The sequence below is a fragment of the Edaphobacter sp. genome (assembly GCF_035532915.1).
Classification (GTDB): domain Bacteria; phylum Acidobacteriota; class Terriglobia; order Terriglobales; family Acidobacteriaceae; genus Edaphobacter.
On the sequence record NZ_DATKQC010000346.1, the window covers coordinates 1 to 16,770 of the forward strand.

Annotated in this window: 12 protein-coding genes; 8 read left to right on the forward strand and 4 right to left on the reverse strand. The window is 59.7% G+C overall.

Annotated elements, in window-relative coordinates:
- The 4 genes from VMU57_RS16510 to VMU57_RS16525 form a co-directional block, all read left to right on the forward strand.
- Nucleotides 1–1,057 (forward strand): hypothetical protein (locus tag VMU57_RS16510; protein WP_325385384.1); only part of this gene is annotated, 1,057 nt, incomplete at its 5' end.
- 377 nt (nucleotides 1,058–1,434) lie between these two features.
- Nucleotides 1,435–2,109, forward strand: coding sequence for an IS630 family transposase (locus VMU57_RS16515; protein ID WP_325385405.1), 675 nt, complete (start codon nucleotides 1,435–1,437; stop codon nucleotides 2,107–2,109).
- A gap of 936 nt (nucleotides 2,110–3,045) precedes the next feature.
- Nucleotides 3,046–4,056 (forward strand): ArdC family protein, encoded by a 1,011-nt coding sequence (locus tag VMU57_RS16520; RefSeq protein WP_325385386.1) that lies wholly within the window; start codon nucleotides 3,046–3,048, stop codon nucleotides 4,054–4,056.
- A gap of 82 nt (nucleotides 4,057–4,138) precedes the next feature.
- On the forward strand, nucleotides 4,139–5,743 hold the full coding sequence (locus VMU57_RS16525) for a ParB/RepB/Spo0J family partition protein (RefSeq protein WP_325385388.1): 1,605 nt from the start codon (nucleotides 4,139–4,141) through the stop codon (nucleotides 5,741–5,743).
- Between the two features lie 351 nt (nucleotides 5,744–6,094).
- Here the strand turns inward: VMU57_RS16525 and VMU57_RS16530 are convergent, their stop codons facing one another.
- Nucleotides 6,095–6,460 carry a hypothetical protein gene (locus VMU57_RS16530; RefSeq protein WP_325385389.1) on the reverse strand — a complete coding sequence of 122 codons (366 nt, stop codon included), beginning with the start codon at nucleotides 6,458–6,460 and terminating at the stop codon, nucleotides 6,095–6,097.
- Nucleotides 6,461–6,809: 349 nt separating this feature from the next.
- Here VMU57_RS16530 and VMU57_RS16535 point away from each other — a divergent pair, with 349 nt between their 5' ends.
- Nucleotides 6,810–7,268 carry a hypothetical protein gene (locus tag VMU57_RS16535; RefSeq protein ID WP_325385391.1) on the forward strand — a complete coding sequence of 153 codons (459 nt, stop codon included), beginning with the start codon at nucleotides 6,810–6,812 and terminating at the stop codon, nucleotides 7,266–7,268.
- Between the two features lie 38 nt (nucleotides 7,269–7,306).
- Nucleotides 7,307–8,977 carry a type IV secretion system DNA-binding domain-containing protein gene (locus VMU57_RS16540; protein ID WP_325385393.1) on the forward strand — a complete coding sequence of 557 codons (1,671 nt, stop codon included), beginning with the start codon at nucleotides 7,307–7,309 and terminating at the stop codon, nucleotides 8,975–8,977.
- A gap of 103 nt (nucleotides 8,978–9,080) precedes the next feature.
- Here VMU57_RS16540 and VMU57_RS16545 read toward each other — a convergent pair whose 3' ends face one another.
- Nucleotides 9,081–10,508, reverse strand: coding sequence for a hypothetical protein (locus VMU57_RS16545; protein ID WP_325385395.1), 1,428 nt, complete (start codon nucleotides 10,506–10,508; stop codon nucleotides 9,081–9,083).
- 211 nt (nucleotides 10,509–10,719) lie between these two features.
- On the opposite strand from VMU57_RS16545, the gene VMU57_RS16550 reads away from it, so the two are divergent.
- Complete coding sequence (locus VMU57_RS16550; RefSeq protein ID WP_325385397.1) at nucleotides 10,720–11,226, forward strand: ABC transporter permease; 507 nt, start codon at nucleotides 10,720–10,722, stop codon at nucleotides 11,224–11,226.
- Here the strand turns inward: VMU57_RS16550 and VMU57_RS16555 are convergent.
- Both VMU57_RS16555 and VMU57_RS16560 read right to left on the reverse strand, forming a co-directional pair.
- Nucleotides 11,130–12,662 (reverse strand): nitrilase-related carbon-nitrogen hydrolase, encoded by a 1,533-nt coding sequence (locus tag VMU57_RS16555; protein WP_325385399.1) that lies wholly within the window; start codon nucleotides 12,660–12,662, stop codon nucleotides 11,130–11,132. The two genes, VMU57_RS16550 and VMU57_RS16555, sit on opposite strands and share 97 nt — an antisense overlap.
- Complete coding sequence (locus VMU57_RS16560; RefSeq protein WP_325385401.1) at nucleotides 12,595–13,284, reverse strand: TetR/AcrR family transcriptional regulator; 690 nt, start codon at nucleotides 13,282–13,284, stop codon at nucleotides 12,595–12,597. Before VMU57_RS16560 ends, VMU57_RS16555 begins: the two co-directional genes overlap by 68 nt.
- Before the next feature lie 200 nt (nucleotides 13,285–13,484).
- Between VMU57_RS16560 and mobF the strand changes: the two genes are divergently transcribed.
- Complete coding sequence (gene mobF, locus VMU57_RS16565) at nucleotides 13,485–16,244, forward strand: MobF family relaxase (RefSeq protein ID WP_325385403.1); 2,760 nt, start codon at nucleotides 13,485–13,487, stop codon at nucleotides 16,242–16,244.
- The last annotated feature ends 526 nt before the right edge of the window (nucleotides 16,245–16,770 follow it).

Consider the following 16,770-nt stretch of genomic DNA (forward strand, 5'->3'; position numbering starts at 1 on the left):
AAAAGGGCAGAACGGTGATGTTTTGATGTACTCGTGGTCCGCCACCGGAGGCGACTTTGACCAACCGACCCAAGAGGCCACGAATTGGACTGCTCCTAAGACTACGGGAACATACACTGTCACATGCACAGTAAGTGACCAGGCTCAGAATAGCGTGTCCCTCGCGAAGAAGATTCCGGTTTCGACGTCATCGAATCTGTCGGTATCGGTGGCACCGACTACCGGCACGGTGAACTCGACCCCGTTCACGATCACCGGAACCGGAGCAACACCCAACGGAACGGTGACCGCGGCCAGCACCTTGCCGGACGGCACACAACAGTCCTTCACGACAACTGCAACAAGCAGTGGCGGCTTCACTTTCGGCCCCTTCAAGGCGACCGAGGTCGGCACCTACAGCGAGGTTTATAGCGACAAGACCAGCGGCGCGGTCAGCAACACCGTCACCTTCACGGTGAACGCGGCTTCGGGGGCGCTGACCGGGGGGATCACTCCGAGCAATCCGGTGGTGGGTGTAACGCCGGTGACCTTCAGCGGCACGGCGACGCCGAATGCGACGGTGACTCTCAACCAGACCGCGCCAGACCAGACAACAGCGGCCTACACCTATGCCGCGAACTCATCGGGGAACTATAGCTCGACCGGGACCTTCATCGTGACCCAGTTGGGCACCTACAGCGGCGTGCTGCACGATTCGATCAGCGGGCAATCGAAGACGGTGACCTACAGCGGCACGGGAGACTTCGGCGCTTCGGTGAATACCACGAGCCAGACGGTGACGGCGGGAGGATCGGCGAGCTACACGGTCACCTTCAGCAGTGTGGGGGGTTTCGCCGGGACAGTGACGCCGGGAGCGGTGAACGCGACTGTGCCTGGGGCGACGACTTCCTGGTCGCCCCAGCAGGTCACAGTGCCGTCGAACGGCTCGGTCAACGCCACCTTCACCATCCAGACCTCGGCCAGCACTACGGCAGGGACCTACGGCAACATCGATCTATACGGCCAGAACGGATCCATCAAACGTGCGGCCAACCTGGTCAGCTTGACGGTGAAGTGAATGCGGCTAGAGCATTTTAGGATATGATATAAACTGTAATTGGCGAGACTCCGCGGCGAACAGACTATGGGGCGACCCTATGGGGTTGATTTACGCCGTAAATTTCTCTCCGCCTACGATGTTGGGGAGGAGACGCTGGAAGAGTTGGCCGAGCGGTTCCTGGTGAGTGTGGGTTGGGCGAAGAAGATTTCCGCGCAGCGGAATCGCACCGGGCAGGCCGAGCGGGTTCCGTACCGTCCCGGTCGCAAGCCGCACGCCGGCCCCGAAGCGCAGCAGCAAGTGCGGGAGTGGATTGAGGCTAAGCCTGACCTGACGCTGGCCGAGATTCAAGCCAAACTGCGCAGCGAGGCCAGCGTGACGCTGAGCATTCCGCAGATCTGGTACCTGCTGCGCAAGATGGGCCTGCGGCTCAAAAAAAGTCACTCCACGCCAGCGAGCGGGACACCGAAGCCAACCGCCAGCAGCGCGCCGAGTTCGCCGCGCGGATCCGTACGATCGCGCCGGAGCGGCTGATTTTTCTGGATGAAAGCGGGGTCACCACTTCCATGACGCGGCTGCGCGCCCGCTGCGCCGGCGGAGGGCGCATTCATGAGGCGACGCCGGGCGGTCACTGGAAGATCATGACCATTCTGGGGGCCATGAGCCTGCGCGGGATGATCGCCGCAATGACCATCGAAGAAGCCACCGACGGCGACATCTTCCTGGCCTTTGTCCAGCAAGTGCTGTGTCCGGCTCTCAAAGCCGGTGACGTTGTGGTGATGGACAATCTCAGTTCGCACAAAGTGGCCGCGGTACGCACCAGCATCGAGAAAGCCGGAGCGGAGCTGCTGTATTTGCCGCCCTATTCGCCGGATATGAACCCCATCGAGAAGGCCTGGGCAAAACTGAAAGAACTGCTACGCGCCGCCCAGGCCCGAACCCGAGAGGCGCTTGACCAGGCCATCGAAGACGCCCTCAAACGGATTACCCCCGACAATGCAAAGGCTTGGTTCAGGCTCTGCAACTCCGTCTACAGCATTTCCGAAACAGCTCTAATTGCGCTTGACACCTAAAGGGATACCAGATTACTGCATAATCGGATCGTTCAGAATTGCTGGCACGTGCTTTCGCAGGAGCGAGCCTGAATAGGATCGCAGGTCTTGCTCGTTCAAGGCCCTATAAAGCCGAAGGGTTGTGACCCATAGATTCTTGATCATTGAAGCCGCCTCTTTCTGCGGCTATGAAAACCAAGTTGGATCAACTCCATCGAGTTTGTGCTGATTCAACAGGCACAAGCCACATTGATATGCAACGAAAGCCTTAAGGGTCCGGTCGGGCGATGTCTCCTCGCCGACTAATTCCATACTCTTGAGGTAATGTTGGACTGCTTCTGCCCGATTTCCGGCTCTTATGCTTGCGTGAGCCATATTGAATTGCTCGGTTGCCAACTGGCGCCTTCGGCGGTTCACTTGTATTGGACTTATCACTCAGCCTGGCCCTCCCACCGCCTTGACGCTGGCAGTGAAGGAGAACGCCTCACGGCATTCCTTTTTGTTAAAAGACAGGAGGTACGTTGTCTCGACAGCTTTCAACCCAGCCGCTACCAGCTACGCCGATGTCGATAGGCTACTGCGCACGGAAGCGCAGGTCCAGCTCACTCCTTTCGTGTTGAACAATCATCCAAACAGCTTCAAGTCGCACGCCTGTTCATGCCCCGCAATCCCTGCCCCTCGCATGGGCGAAAGGAAAAGGTAGTTCCACCGAATTTCTTTCTCGCCTGAGCGCCCCCGCTTCAGGCAACGGTCTAGCTGAGGCGGGAAGAACCCGTCAAGGGTCTCCGCTGCGCTCCGATGAACGGGCACCGAACGCCCGCCCTTGACCGAACCTCCCCGCCTCCGCCCGTTGCGAAAAGCCATGAAGCGGGAGCACTCAACGAAAAAAATTGGTTTGGGTGCTCTTCCGTTTCGGACGCCAATCCGCCCCACAGCGGGCAACCGAGGAGCATCAAAATGTCATTTCCCATCGCAGCAACGACAGCAGCCAGCGCCGCCAGCAACGGCGCAACCCACAGCCGCAATGCCGCGCCGCACAGGAAAAATGCGGCGCAGCAGAGCCGCAGCGACTCGCCCTATCAGCAGCGGACCACAAAGCGCGATAACCCCCCGCAACTGCTCATCAAGCAGGCTGTGGATTACCTCATCCAGCAGCTTGAAGCGGGCAAGAGCGAAACCCTGACCGCCTACCTGAACGCAATGGCCCGTTTCCATTCCTACAGTTTCGGGAACATTTTGCAGATCGCCAGACAGCGCCCAACGGCCTCGCGGGTGGCGGGCATCCGCGCATGGAACGAGATGGGCCGGTTTGTAAAGAAGGGCGAGAAGGGCATCCGCATTCTTGCGCCCATGATCGGATTCCGGCGGAGAAATGCAGAGGCCGCGCGGACCAGCGATGCGGACAGCAGCACCAAGCAGCCGCCGGTGCTCATCGGTTTTCGCGCTGTGTATGTGTTCGACGTGGCGCAGACCGAGGGCGAAGACCTGCCGGAGTTCGAGCACAACATCTCTGGCGAAGTGGGCGAACAGCGCGACCGGCTCAGAGATTTTCTTGCGCAACAGAACATTGCGCTTGAGTTCAACGAAAGAATTGCTCCGGCTTTGGGCGTGAGCTACGGCGGCAAGATCGCGCTTCTACCCGGCCAGTCGAAGCCGGAGGAGTTTGTCACTCTGGTTCACGAAACGGCGCACGAACTCTTGCACAAGGCGGAGCGCCGCACCTTCACCACAGCAACCGTGCGCGAGACGGAAGCCGAGGCCGTGGCCTTCATCGTGGGTCAGGCAATCGGCTTGGAGATGGGTAACGCTTCGAGCGATTACATCCGGATGTACAACGGCAACGCTACGCTGCTGGCCGAAAGCCTTGAGGTGATCCAGCGGACCTCCGCTGTAATTCTCGCAGCAATCCGCGACGACGAAAGCGCGGAACCGGCGACGGAGCCTGAGCAGGTCGCAGCGGCCAGCTAACGCACACATCCTCATGCGGGTGCGCTTGAGAGTGTACCCGCTTGCGTCCTCACCAAGATTCAACCGGAATAGGAGATTCCCCATGACAACTACAGTTCAAACTCAGTCCGACTACCGCGACCTGCCACTCGATTGGCTGGTTGTATCGCCCACCAACCCACGCAAGACCTTCGACGAAGATGCGATGCGGGAACTCGCCGCCAGCATCCGCGAAAACGGCGTCTTGCAGCCTTTGTTGGTTCGTCCCCGCGCAGAGCGACGATTCGAGATTGTTTTCGGAGAACGCCGCTATCGCGGCGCGGCAATGGCCGAGAAAGAAACAGTCCCGGTGTGCATACGCGAAATGACCGACGCTCAGGTGTTGGAGGCGCAATTAGTCGAAAACCTCCAGCGCCAGGACGTGCATCCGCTCCATGAGGCTCAGGGCTTCGCCGCGCTCTTGCGCCTTGAGGAGCCGAAGTATTCCATCGAACTCATCGCGGCCAAATGCGGCAAGCAACCGGGGTATGTGGCCTCCCGGCTTCGCTTGACCGAGCTTGCCCCCGCAGCGGTCGAAGCCTTCACCAAGGACGAGATTGGCGTGGGTCATGCCTTGCTCTTGGCGAAGTTACAGCCCGAACAACAGGAGGAAGCGTTAACCGCGTGCTGGCAAGAGAGCTACACGGGCGGCAACAAGGCGAAGCGCATCCTGCTGCCCGTTCGCCATCTGCGGGAATGGATCGAACACAACATTCTCTTGGAGCTTGCCACCGCGCCGTTCTCGAAAGAGGATGCAACGCTCGTGCCCGAGGCGGGTGCCTGCGTTGAATGCCCCAAGCGCACCGGCCACAATACGTTGCTCTTCGAGGGCATCGCGGCCAAACACGATTCCTGCTCCGATCCCGGTTGCTATACGGCCAAGGTGGACGCGCACGTAAAGCGGACAGTAGCGGCGAAACCGAAGCTGGTACAGATCACGTCCGCCTACGGTAAACCCGCCGAAGGCAGCACGATTGTGCCCCGCAACCAGTATGTCGAAATCCGGCATGAGCAGCCCAAGAACAAATACCAGCAGGAAGCGCCGGAATACAAAACATGCAAGTACACCACCGAAGCCATTGTTGCGGATGGGACGGACAAGGGCGAGTTTCGCAAGGTGTGCGCGAACCCCGATTGCCCGGTGCATCACCCCAAGAAACAGCAGCGGCGGACGAATGCCGATGCCGAGATGAAGGCCGCTCAGGAGAAGCAGCGCCGCGAGGAGGCGACGGCCCAGGCCACCGGGATGCGCGTTCTGAAAGCCATCGGCGACGCGGTTCCCGTCCGGCTGATGAAGCGCGACCTGCTATTTCTGGCCGAGCGTCTGACCGCGATGCTGGATGAGCGGCGCTTGTCCGTTCTCATCCGGCAGCATAGCATCGGTAAACCCAACAACGCAGCCCCGGCAAAACTGCTGGCCGCGTTTCTCCCCAAGGCCGAGGAGAGTAAGCTGGGCCGCATTTTGGTCGAGACGGCCATCCTCCTGTCCATGCACAACCAGACCGACGCGGCAAAGATTCTCCGCGATGCCGCGCACGCCTACAAGGTGGATGTGGACGCCATCTCCGCGACAGTCAAGCAGGAGTTCGCGGCGAAGGAAAAGGCCAAGAGCGCCAAGCAGCCAGCACCCAGGCCGCAGACGAAGGCCGCAAAGAAAGCGGCTGCATAACCATCAAGCAATCGCAGCAGTTCGCGGAGCCAGCAAGACCGGCTCCGCATTTTTCGTGTCCTGTGCGCGTTTGCCCGCCCTCACTCGATGCCCGCGAACGCGGGCGACCACACTGGCCCGCCCGACGCGCACGCGGCGAAGCCCTCGGCCAATGTGGTTGTATCGAAGCCACCTAATCGATAGGACGGGATGCTCATTGGGCAGACGCCAGTGAGCTTCGCCGCAGAGAGAAACGCGGCCGGATTGGGGCGCTATTGGACGGTCTCCGGCCCGCGCCAGATGGAGATCGTGGAGATCGTGAGGGCCAGGGGCCAGCCGTGGCGTCCGTGGGCCGTCGCTGGCGTCGGAGGCTCAGGAGCGGGCGATGTGGCGGATGGCGTCGAGCTTGTCCGGGGCGAGGCGGAGGAGATCGTCTTCGGTAAGGCGACCGTCGCAGAGCAGGCTGGCGAAGACGTGAGGCAGGACGGAGTAGCGGTAGTCGAAGTCGCGGTCGATGCGGCGGCGCTGCTCGCCGAGCCAGGCTTCCAGCTCCCACAGGCCCGAGGTTTCCGTGATCCGCGCGGCGCGTTCCTTGGCTTCGCGGACGGTGCCTTCGAGTTCCCGGCTGAGGGCCAGGTGGAAGGCTCTGCGGGCGACGGCCTTCTCCGCCGGTGTCCATTTCCAATCGCGCGCCGACTCCCGCCTAGGGGCGACTGCGGGGCTGTGTATGCCGCTCATACTCGCTTCTCCCTTGGCGGCATTTTAGCTCCGGCTGCGCCCAGTGAGCTTCAGCGGGCCGTCGCTGGCGTGGCAGCAACCCTCCATTCCGTGTCCCGGCCCGTCATCCCAAGAACGGCGCTGCCTTCGGCATCGGCTGTACGCTGCGACACGTCATCCCCAACGGGGTACTGATTCGTAAACGCTCGTTTGCGTTTGTTAACGTGTGCATTTTCAATCATTTGCAGTTTTGAGTTTTCGCGCGAAAACATTGGCGTTTACATCTGCAAACGACAAAGTTAGCAGATGTGAACATGATGATTCAGAATGCTTTACGGAAACCGCCCTCAATCACCCGGCATCAAACGAAATGCAAGCCCAAGTCCTCGCCGGGGTCAAATCTTCTGTGGCTACCGCTGACCCGAAGCCGACTTCGCTGATTCCGCCAGCCATTTCCCCCGCACGGGAATCCGAGAATTACCGCGTCAAACAAACCGGCACCCGGTTGACCGAGGCTGAGTTTGCCGAAGTCGAGGCCGCTGCCGCCGACGAAGGCACGAACATTTCCGCCTGGATACGCGAGGCAATACTCGCCAGATTGTCTGGCGCTCAGGGATCGAATACCGACCCAATTCTGTTGGGCGAACTGATGGCGATTCGTGCCCTCATCCTTAATCTGTTCGCGGCAGCTTCCAAAGGGCCATTGTCAGACGAATCGCTCCGCAAGATGCTCGTATACGCCGACTCCGTTAAACAGCAAAAGGCTGACGAGTTTCTGGTGAAACTGAGGGCCGGTGGCGGAGCCAAACCACCAAAGGGTACGCCATGAGACCGCTGCGTTTCCCAGGTCGTTTCCGGTGGTGGATCGTGGCTCTACTGGCGGTGATCTTCGGCTTTCCGCTATTCCCATTGGCGGCATGGTTGGCACCAGAGATGCCGCCGCTCGAACGGATTCTCTTCGGCTTGGCATCGCTGATGTTTCTGATTGCGGGCGGGCTTCAATTGAAAGAGTGGTTGGGCTCCGCCGGATCGCGACGCGAACAACGGCATGGACGCCGCACCCGAGGGCCGGAACTGCTGTCCTCCTGGCGATGGAATTGGAAGATTAAGCCCGACGGTATCCGCTGGCAATTGCGCTGGCAGAATTTCCTGCTCGACTGGTGCAGCAAGCAGTTGCCCAGTTGGGCCAGTCCCACTTTCCGCATCCGGCGCAATCTCGAAGCCAACCATATCCTATTAATGGGCGACTCGGGCAGCGGCAAATCTTCGGCCATCCGGCAAATCCTCCGCCAGATTGCTCAGCGGGGAGAGACGGCCATCGTCTACGACCCGGCGCTGGAGTTCACGCCGGAGTTCTACTCGCCCGAGCGCGGCGATCTGATTCTCAACCCACTCGACACACGGTGCCCTTATTGGGACATCGCCGATGAGGTATCGACGGCGGAAGTGGCGACGGCGATGGCGGCGGCATTGTTTCCTGAAAAGGACCACGAAAAGGAATTCTTTACCGACGCACCACGGCGCGTCTTCGCACGTCTGATGTGCCGGCGGCCCACCCCGCAGCAGCTTGTGCAATGGATGAGCGATCCAGCAGAAATCGCGCGCATGGTGCAGGGAACTCCGTATGCCGCTTTTCTCGATTCCAGCGCGCCTGCCCAGAGTGCCGGAATCATCTCCAGTTTCAACATGATTGCGGACAGCTTCGAGCTGTTGCCCAGGGAGGATGACAACCGGCAACGGTTCTCCACTTCGCGCTGGGAATTCGAGCGCAACAAATGGGTGTTTCTTACCTCCAGGCCGACCTTCCGTGAGAAGCTATTGCCGCTGCATAGCGTATGGCTTGACATGCTGATTCTCCGCATGTTGGCGCCCTGCGTGAATCCGGCGAAGCCGGTGTGGTTTGTGCTGGACGAACTGGCCAGTTTGAACAGGTTGCCGCAGCTCCATACGGTTGTCACCGAGAGCCGCAAATCCGGCAACCCGGTTGTGCTCGGATTCCAGGGCCGAAGCCAGCTCGAAAAGCGTTACGGCAAGGATGCCGAAGTCATCCTCTCGCAACCCGCGACAAAGATATTCCTGAAGACCTCCGAGCCGCACTCGGCGAAGTGGGTTTCCGATGCGATCGGAGAGGTGGAGCTTGAGCGTTTGAAGGAGTCGCGCAGTGGGGGTCTGATTGGTGGCAGAAAGCAGTACACCCTTGAGATCACGACCCAGCCGCTCGTCATGGCCTCGGAGATTGCAGGACTGGAGCCATTGCACGGCTACATTAAGCAGGAGAACTACGTCGTCCAGGTACGCTTTCCGTATGTTGCTCCGATAGAGAAACAGCCGCGATTCATCGAGCGAGCCGTAGCGGTATCGTCGCGTACCGTTGCCGTGCAGCAGACGGCGATCAGCTCGCAACAGGCAGCGAGTGCAGGCTCGAACGAACCGCCAAAGAAGCCGGCCCTAAAGCAAATGGTATTCCCTGGGTCTGCTCGACAAAAGGCCGGAAATGAAAAGCCACGTGACTGGGATGAATCGGAGTGGATTGAGTGAAGCCGTAAAAGAGGCCTCCACAACGGTCCATTGCCCCACAAGCCGACGGGTCGATACAAACCCAATTCTCATCGAGTGACTCGCGAGTCCTCACAACTGTGTGTCAGTGCTGCAACGTTGCGTCGCTGGCGAGCGACATTGCTTTGGCCAGCAGCGGATCACGCAGATTCACGTAATCGTCGAAGGTGTATGGCACACGGATATCCGGGGCGAACGAGGCAACATGGGTGGGAAAGAACAGGGTAGTCCAGAAGCAGTGCGGTTGTCCCCAGCATGGCTTCGAATAGTCCTCATACCCAGTCGCGAAACCAATGTCGAGCTTCGAATGAGGAAGGGTGATATATCGGCCCTCTGCCCAGATGCGCACACGGTCGCCTGGCGGCTCTCCGATGACAGTGACCTTGCGACCTCCGTGGTCCTTCACTAATGCAAGATCGATGTCACCGGCGGAGAAGGTCCACGCACTAATCAGCACGTAGACGTGTTGGATCGAATCAGTAAGTGTGGTGATGTGCTTCATCAGTGCCGCAGTCGTGACAAAATCGCCTCCCTGATCGAGACGCAAATCAAGCACGATGCAACGTGGCCGAGTTTCGATGATCTGGCGCTCCGCGTGGCTGACAAACGGGCCGATCGGATGCCCCTGTTCGCTCTCATTGCTGCGGAACTGCACGTAATACACGCTCTTATCGGGCCAGTACGTAGCTTGGAACGGATTGGCGTAGCCGCTTAGAAATAGTGGCAAAGCGGCATCGCGGGCCAACAGAGGCGACCAGTCCGCCGCCTCGCCGTCGATGCGCTGCGGCGACAGATAGGCGTCGGAATATACGTCCGGCGCATCCGGGTTGGGAGGATCGGCATGCATCGCCACCTCCTGCAAGGAACCGTCTCGCAATTGCACCTGCAAGGTGAGTTGATCGGCCTGCGTCACCAAGCCCGCAGCATGCAGAAGGGCGGGTGATTCGAGGAAAAACACCGAGACATATTGATCGTAGTGATTTCGGGGGCCACCCGAGTACTCGAACATAAGGTCAACCAATTGATCCACAGGCAGTGCGTCGACAGCGATCAGCTTTGCACCCAGCAATGCCGAGCATGCTGGCCGAGTACGGATGACATAATAACCATCGGCGAAGTGATATAGACGACAAGGAATGCGATTGTTAGCACTCGATAACGATCCCTTATAGACCTGAGAATGACCATTGTCGGCCAGTGCGACCATGCGCAGAATCGACAGTGAAAACGCAGCGGGCGACAACGCGCCGACTTTCGCATACGTGTCTCGGAACAGTCGCTCGGCTTGGGCACGAGCAGTCGGCGTGTAGGAACGATCCAGCGTGAAATAGCGCTTGAAGTAGTCCAGGTCCTGACGTTGCGCCGTGGCGAGATCGTGCGTCGGCGGGTAGTTGGCAGGTCGCACATGCGGATAAAATGTGTGAAAGAACGCAAAGAGTACCAGCGCACACGCCAGCAACAATGTCAGCAAACTGCCACCGAGCCACATCCCGATCCGATGCGCACGTTTCACGGGTCCTCCTTTTGCATAATACCGGCGAGTGTCCGAACCCAATGTGCGGGTAGGGGCTCGACCGCTGAAAATGTGCGCCGCGATGTCCTTCGTGTGTGGCACCGCAAGTTTGTAGCAGGCGCAGGCCATGCAAATTCAGTTTATGCTCGGCGGGTGAGAATGTAGTTGACGGCAAACCTGGCGCAGATCGTTGCCGGGGTTTCACTGTGCTGTGGTCCTTGTTCTCGCGACGGGTTTTGGCTTCGGCACTGCGATTTTCGCCGCGGTGCGCGCTGTGCTCCTCGCGCCCTTACCCTTCAGAGATCCTTCTCGGCTGGTGCAGATTGTCAGTTGGCCTCCCAAAACCGGCGAGCAAAGCGATTGGAGCGCTCCCCTGCGCGACGCGATTGACTGGAAGTCCACCGTTCCCGCCTTCCAGGATGTGGCGATGTATCGCTACAACTTGTCGAACCTGACCGGAAAGGGCCAACCGGAGTTGGTGTACGGGCTGCGGGTCACCGCCAACCTGCTGCCCATGCTGGGCGTTCGGCCGCAGCGCGGTGAATGGTTCGCCGCGGAATTCGACCGCCGATCCAGCAAGCACGTTCTCCTGCTAAGCGACGACCTTTGGCGGCGGCGCTGTCACGCCGATCTGACTGGTGCTCGAATGCCGAACCAGACGAGAGCGATCAGCACGACCAGACAGAGCCACGCGAGCCAATTCCCTAGCAGCGAGTAGAGAGTGCGAACACCGCGGGTCGGAACCTGCGCCACCATGGCGAGTTCCTGGGCCTGATATTGATCCATGTGGGCCAACTGATGCCCTTCATAGTCGTAAGCCGCAGACAGACCCTGATTGGTTTGTCGCGCCAGATTGAATCCCTGTTCAATGGCCCGAAAGCCGGCCATCTCCGTATGGCGGGGATCGATGGCCCGCCAGTCTCCGGCCGGGCTGATCACCATGTCGGCGCGATCCGCACCTGCCTGCGCCATCAGGGAAGGAAAATCCATGTCATAGCAGATTGCGCCGACGATTCGGCCATAAGGCGAATCGATCCACTTCAGTTTTCCATCGGACGGAATGGCCGCTGCCGCTTCGGGTCCCGGCGTTGGATTCGCCTTTAGATATTGCCAGGCGATGTTCCCGTCCGGCTCGATCATGACGAGTTTGTTCTGGAGTGGCTTCGGCGCGCCGGGCGTCCAGGTGCCAAGCGTCATCCCAAGGTAAACTTGATCGGTTCGTGCGAGCTCGCGCCCTTTCGCGAGCAGCACAGGCTCATCCTCGGCGAGAACGTAGACCGCGCTCTCCGACCAGAAGATGATCTTCGCCCCCGCAGAGGCCTCCAGAGCTGACCTCGACAGCAAATCGTTGGCAACCGCGGCCGACGCGTTTCGGAAGGCGCTTACCTGAGCGCTGGTGGCTCTTCCCGCGACAATCGCACTCAAGTCATTGAAGGCAGGTTGTTGTGGTTGCTCTGCCGGAGAGAGCGAGGCGACCCGCACCGCCGGAGACGACGGAGGGAAGAAGGCGAGCCGCGCCCCTCCTCCAAGAATGACCGCCAGGTATACGAGAGCAAAGACAGCGAGCGGTCGCAGGTTCCGGGGACGGTCCAGAGCCTGATTGACAACGGCTGCAAACCAGCCGATGAGGAATGTCACTCCCCAGATCCCGGTGACAGATAGAAGCTGAAGCAACGGCAGGTTGCCCGCCTGCGTATAGGCCACCGTGCCCCAACTGCCCTGCGGTCCGTGGGAATAGAGGAACTGCGCGGCTACCAGAGTGCACGGGAAGACAAGCGTACCGGAGAACTTCCCGAGGCGCCTCGCCAGCAGCCGGTCCGCAAGGTAGGGCAGGAGGGCCGAGATGGCCGATATCACCGCAAAGATGTAGTAGAAGACTCCGGGGATGGGCACCATTCCACGAAACGCGACGCCCCGCGTGATCACCAGGACAACGTAGGCGATCGCGAGTCCGCGGAGCGCATCCTCCTTGCGGACGAACCGCAGCAGACATGCGGGCGCGAGCCATGCCGCAAGCGCAATGGTGTTTCGCCCGTCGGCGACCAGCAACAAGGCGCAAGCCGCGACGAGCCAGCCAAGATTCGCCCTAAGCGCGCCCCGCGACCCTCTTGGGGTTTCGCGCTGCGGAGATTTTTTTGACGTTGCGATTGTCATTTTCGCCTCCCAGGGATACTGCTTGTGGATGGACGAGCAGTGCATTGACTGCGCTGTCAATCACGCGATCAACCAACTTGCTTCGCGCCACCCATGGAAAGGATGGCCGCTGAACGAGCAGTGATGTAACTCCATGCGCCGCGGCCCACAGTGACTGCGCCAGCAGGTCCGGATCAACCGGAAACATCCGGCCGCCGTCGATGCAGCGCTGGATTCTCGCCCGCAGTGCTTCGTATGCGGCTCTGGGCCGTTGAGGCCCTTTTGCCGCTCGTCCGCCGAGGAGAAATGCAATCCGGTAGTGGTCTGGATTTTCGAGACCAAATGCTACGTATGCATGTATGCCTCGCTTCAAAACGGAAACTGGATCTTCATCCGGTTCCGGAACGACAGCGGACGAGGCCTTGATCAACAGATCAAAACTCTCTGCAGTCAGGCAGGCAAAGATATCGTCCTTGCTTTTGAAGTACCGATAGATCGCCGCGGGGGAATAGCCAATCTTCTGCGCCAGACTGCGCAGGGAGAAATTCTCATAGCCTTCCCTGACGAAGCTTTTCCGGGCGGTTCCGAGGATCAGGTTTCGGATTTCAGATTTCTTCTCTTCGCGTATGCGCTGGATGTTCATAGCTAACACCAATCACACTAGTGAACACTGTTCACATTTGTCAAGGGAGAAAGTGTCCGGCGTGTCCCGATTTGTCTGATCGTCCGATGGAAGCCAGCTTTAGCCCGCTTGAGGATTACTTCCTATATTCTTTCGGTCAGCGATAGAATCTCATCAGGCAGAAGCGAGATGCTGCCGCGCACTTTGTGGAGTACATGCGCATGTTGACCATCTCCAAATCCTTGTCAGCGGGCCAGGCGCGGACGTATCACTCCCGCGAGTTCACTTCCGAAAAGCAGAACTACTGGAGCCGCGACCAGCAGGCGCATAACGAGTGGCAGGGAAAGCTTGCGCAGCAGTGGGGTCTCGATGGCGAAGTCGGCTCCGAGCACTTCGCCCGCCTGAGTGAAGGCCAGCATCCCGAACGCGGCTTGCAGCTCGTCAAGCATCAGCCTGCGCGCACCTACGAAAACGAGCACGGCAAGGAAATCACCAGCGTGGAGCACCGCGCGGGATGGGATGCGACATTCTCTGCACCGAAGTCCGTTTCGCTTACCGCCCTTGTAGGACGCGATGACCGTGTCCGGGAGGCGCACCGTGAAAGCGTCCGCGTCGCTCTCGGAGAACTGGAGCGTTACACGCAGGCGCGCATAGGTAATGTCCATGCACCGGAGACGACTGGCAAGTTCATCGCAGCTACCTTCGAGCATGACACCGCCCGTCCGGTGGACGGTTATGCTGCGCCGCAGCTTCACACTCATGCCGTCATCTTCAATGTCACCGAACGCGAGAATGGCCAGACACGTGCGCTCCAGGAGCGCAGCTTGTTCCAGTCCCAGCACTATGCGACCAGCGTATACCGTTCCGAGCTCGCCATGCGGTTGCATGGCTTGGGTTACGAGATCGAGCGGGGCAAGCATGGACAGCCGGAGATCAAGGGCTACACGCAGGAGTATCTCGACGCGTCAAGTCCGCGCCGGGAGCAAATCAAAGAACACTTGCAGGAGATCGGCAGAGACGGCGCTGGCGCGGCGCAGGTAGCGGCCCATCGCACGCGGGACAGCAAGGAGTTGCTTTCGCCGGAGGAAGTGTTGCAGCGGCACCGTGAACTCGCCGCACAGTTCGGCCATCAGGCAGATCGTGTTGTCGCGCAAGCGCGCGAACAGGCACACCACCATGCGCAACAACCGGAGAAGACGGTGCAGCAGTCCGTGACCTATTCTCGCGTTCACGTCTTCGAGCGTTCGGCAGTGCAGGATGAGCGAGCCATCCTGCAGGCAGCGATGGACCGCAGCATGGGGCAGGCGACCTACGGCCAAGTGCGACATGAGTTTGAGCAACGGGTGATGCGAGGCGAGTTTCGCGCGATTGAGCAGACGGATGGCCGCGCCGCGCCCCAGTACACCACCGCCGAAATGATTCGCATGGAGAAGGAGATCGTCGCCCAGATGCAGAGAGGCAATGAACGCGGCTATGGCGATCCGATGCTGGTTTCACCGCAGTTGCGAATTTGGACAGAAGACCGGCACCCGGAGTTGAGTCCGGCGCAACGAAGCGCGGTCGATGAGATATTTGTGAGCCGCGAGAAGATTGTTGGATTGGATGGAGTCGCCGGCGCTGGCAAGACGACTACGCTGGCTGTGGTCCGTGAGGGCGCGGAGGCGCAGGGATACACGGTCGAGGGATTCGCGCCGACTTCCCGCGCGGCGCATAAGCTCGCCGAGGCCGGTATAGAGACCTCCACGCTCCAGCATCATCTTGCCAGGGGCGAGCAACCGGACACCGGCGAGAAGCGATTGTATGTGCTCGATGAATCATCGCTTGCCTCAACGCGCCAGATGCACGAGTTTGTAACCCGCCTCCATCCGAATGATCGCGTTCTACTGGTAGGCGACACGCGCCAGCATGAGGCCGTCGAAGCAGGCCGGCCCTTCGCGCAGCTACAGGAAGCGGGAATGCGCACGGTGAGGCTGGAGGAGATCGTGCGGCAGCGCGACCCGGAGCTGAAGAAAGCCGTCGAGCAGTTGGCGCACGGTCAGGTTGGAGCCGCTGTCGAAAGTCTTGACCGGCAGGGCCGTGTGCATGAAGTGAAGGGCCATGAGGAGCGCATCTCCGCTATCGCGCGCGAGTATGCCAAGGCTCCTGAAAGCACACTTGTGGTTTCGCCGGACAACCGTTCGCGTTCGGAGATCAATCAACGGATACATGATGAGCTGCAATCGCGCGGCGTTGTAAGCCAACGGGAGCACTCCATCAACACGCTTGTGCCGCGTCAGGAGATGACCGGCGCGGATCGCAGTTGGGCGCAGCAGTACCAGATCAACGATATTCTGCGCTACTCGCGCAGCTCGCAGGAGACTTGCATTGAGAAAGGCGAATATACTCGCGTTGTCTCAGTGAATGCACGGGAAAACACGCTGACGGTTCTGCGCACGAACGGAGAACACACGACCTACGATCCGCGCCGCCAGATGGGAGTCTCGGTTTACCGCGAGCAGGAGAAGGCATTCTCCGTTGGCGACCGCATCCAGTTCACCGCACCGAACCAGGAGTTGAAGATAGCGAACCGGGAACTTGGAACAGTGGAGGCCATCGCGCAGGATGGCACGATGCGTATGAAGCTGGACAATGAGCGCAGCATGAGCTTCGATCCGCTGCGGCATCCGCATCTGGATCACGGCTACGCCGTGACCAGCTACTCCAGTCAGGGGCAGACCGCAGACCGTGTGCTCATCAATGTTGATACTGAACTGGGCGCGAAGGATCTGCTCAATAACCGCATGGCCTATGTATCAGTTTCGCGCGGGCGATGGGACGCTCAGATATTCACGAACGACCGAGAAAAGCTGTCGCAGGCTTTGGGCCATGATGTTTCACACCAAAGCGCCCACACGCCCGACTTGAAACCGCCGCAACATGAGATAGCCGAGACTCCCAAACAGGAAAAGAGTCAGGGTATGGATATAGGGCTGAGCCTCTGAAGGCTCCGACGACGGACGCGATTATCCGTTGCATGAAGCTCATGGCTGAGACTTCGACTGGCGATTGCGGCATCAACATTCGGTTTCATCGCTTCTGTTCACCGAACATGCGGCGAAGATGCGGTCATTGCTGCGATCATTTATCGTCAGCAGTATGAGCAGCAGGAACCGACATCGCGCATGGACTTGGCTACTCTGTGCGTTGCTGTTCTGACTTGGCCTTCGGAAGAAGGGGCGACGCACCCCGGCTCCTCGTGCCCAAGGGGCCTGCAGCAGGCAGAATTGGCTGGAATTTGCACAGCTTGCCTGCACAGTTACTACACAGCCAAAAATTGGCGTGTTATGTGCAATGAAAACAACGTGATGTAAAAAATTTATCACCCGCTCAGGATGACAACATTGAGTGAGGAGGAGAGCGTGGACCGGGAGGTCCACGCTACAGCCGGCCGGGGGGCCGGCGCTACAGGCAACCGGGGGGCCGGCGCTACCAGGCAACTGGGGGGCCGGCGCTACCAGGCAACCGGGG

Bases quoted from the DNA above. Each gene is read 5' to 3' on its own strand.
- VMU57_RS16520 (WP_325385386.1), top strand. From the start codon at position 3,046: ATGTCATTTCCCATCGCAGCAACGACAGCAGCCAGCGCCGCCAGCAAC.
- VMU57_RS16525 (WP_325385388.1), top strand. From the start codon at position 4,139: ATGACAACTACAGTTCAAACTCAGTCCGACTACCGCGACCTGCCACTC.
- VMU57_RS16530 (WP_325385389.1), bottom strand. From the start codon at position 6,460: ATGAGCGGCATACACAGCCCCGCAGTCGCCCCTAGGCGGGAGTCGGCG.
- VMU57_RS16535 (WP_325385391.1), top strand. From the start codon at position 6,810: ATGCAAGCCCAAGTCCTCGCCGGGGTCAAATCTTCTGTGGCTACCGCT.
- VMU57_RS16555 (WP_325385399.1), bottom strand. From the start codon at position 12,662: ATGACAATCGCAACGTCAAAAAAATCTCCGCAGCGCGAAACCCCAAGA.
- VMU57_RS16560 (WP_325385401.1), bottom strand. From the start codon at position 13,284: ATGAACATCCAGCGCATACGCGAAGAGAAGAAATCTGAAATCCGAAAC.
- mobF (WP_325385403.1), top strand. From the start codon at position 13,485: ATGTTGACCATCTCCAAATCCTTGTCAGCGGGCCAGGCGCGGACGTAT.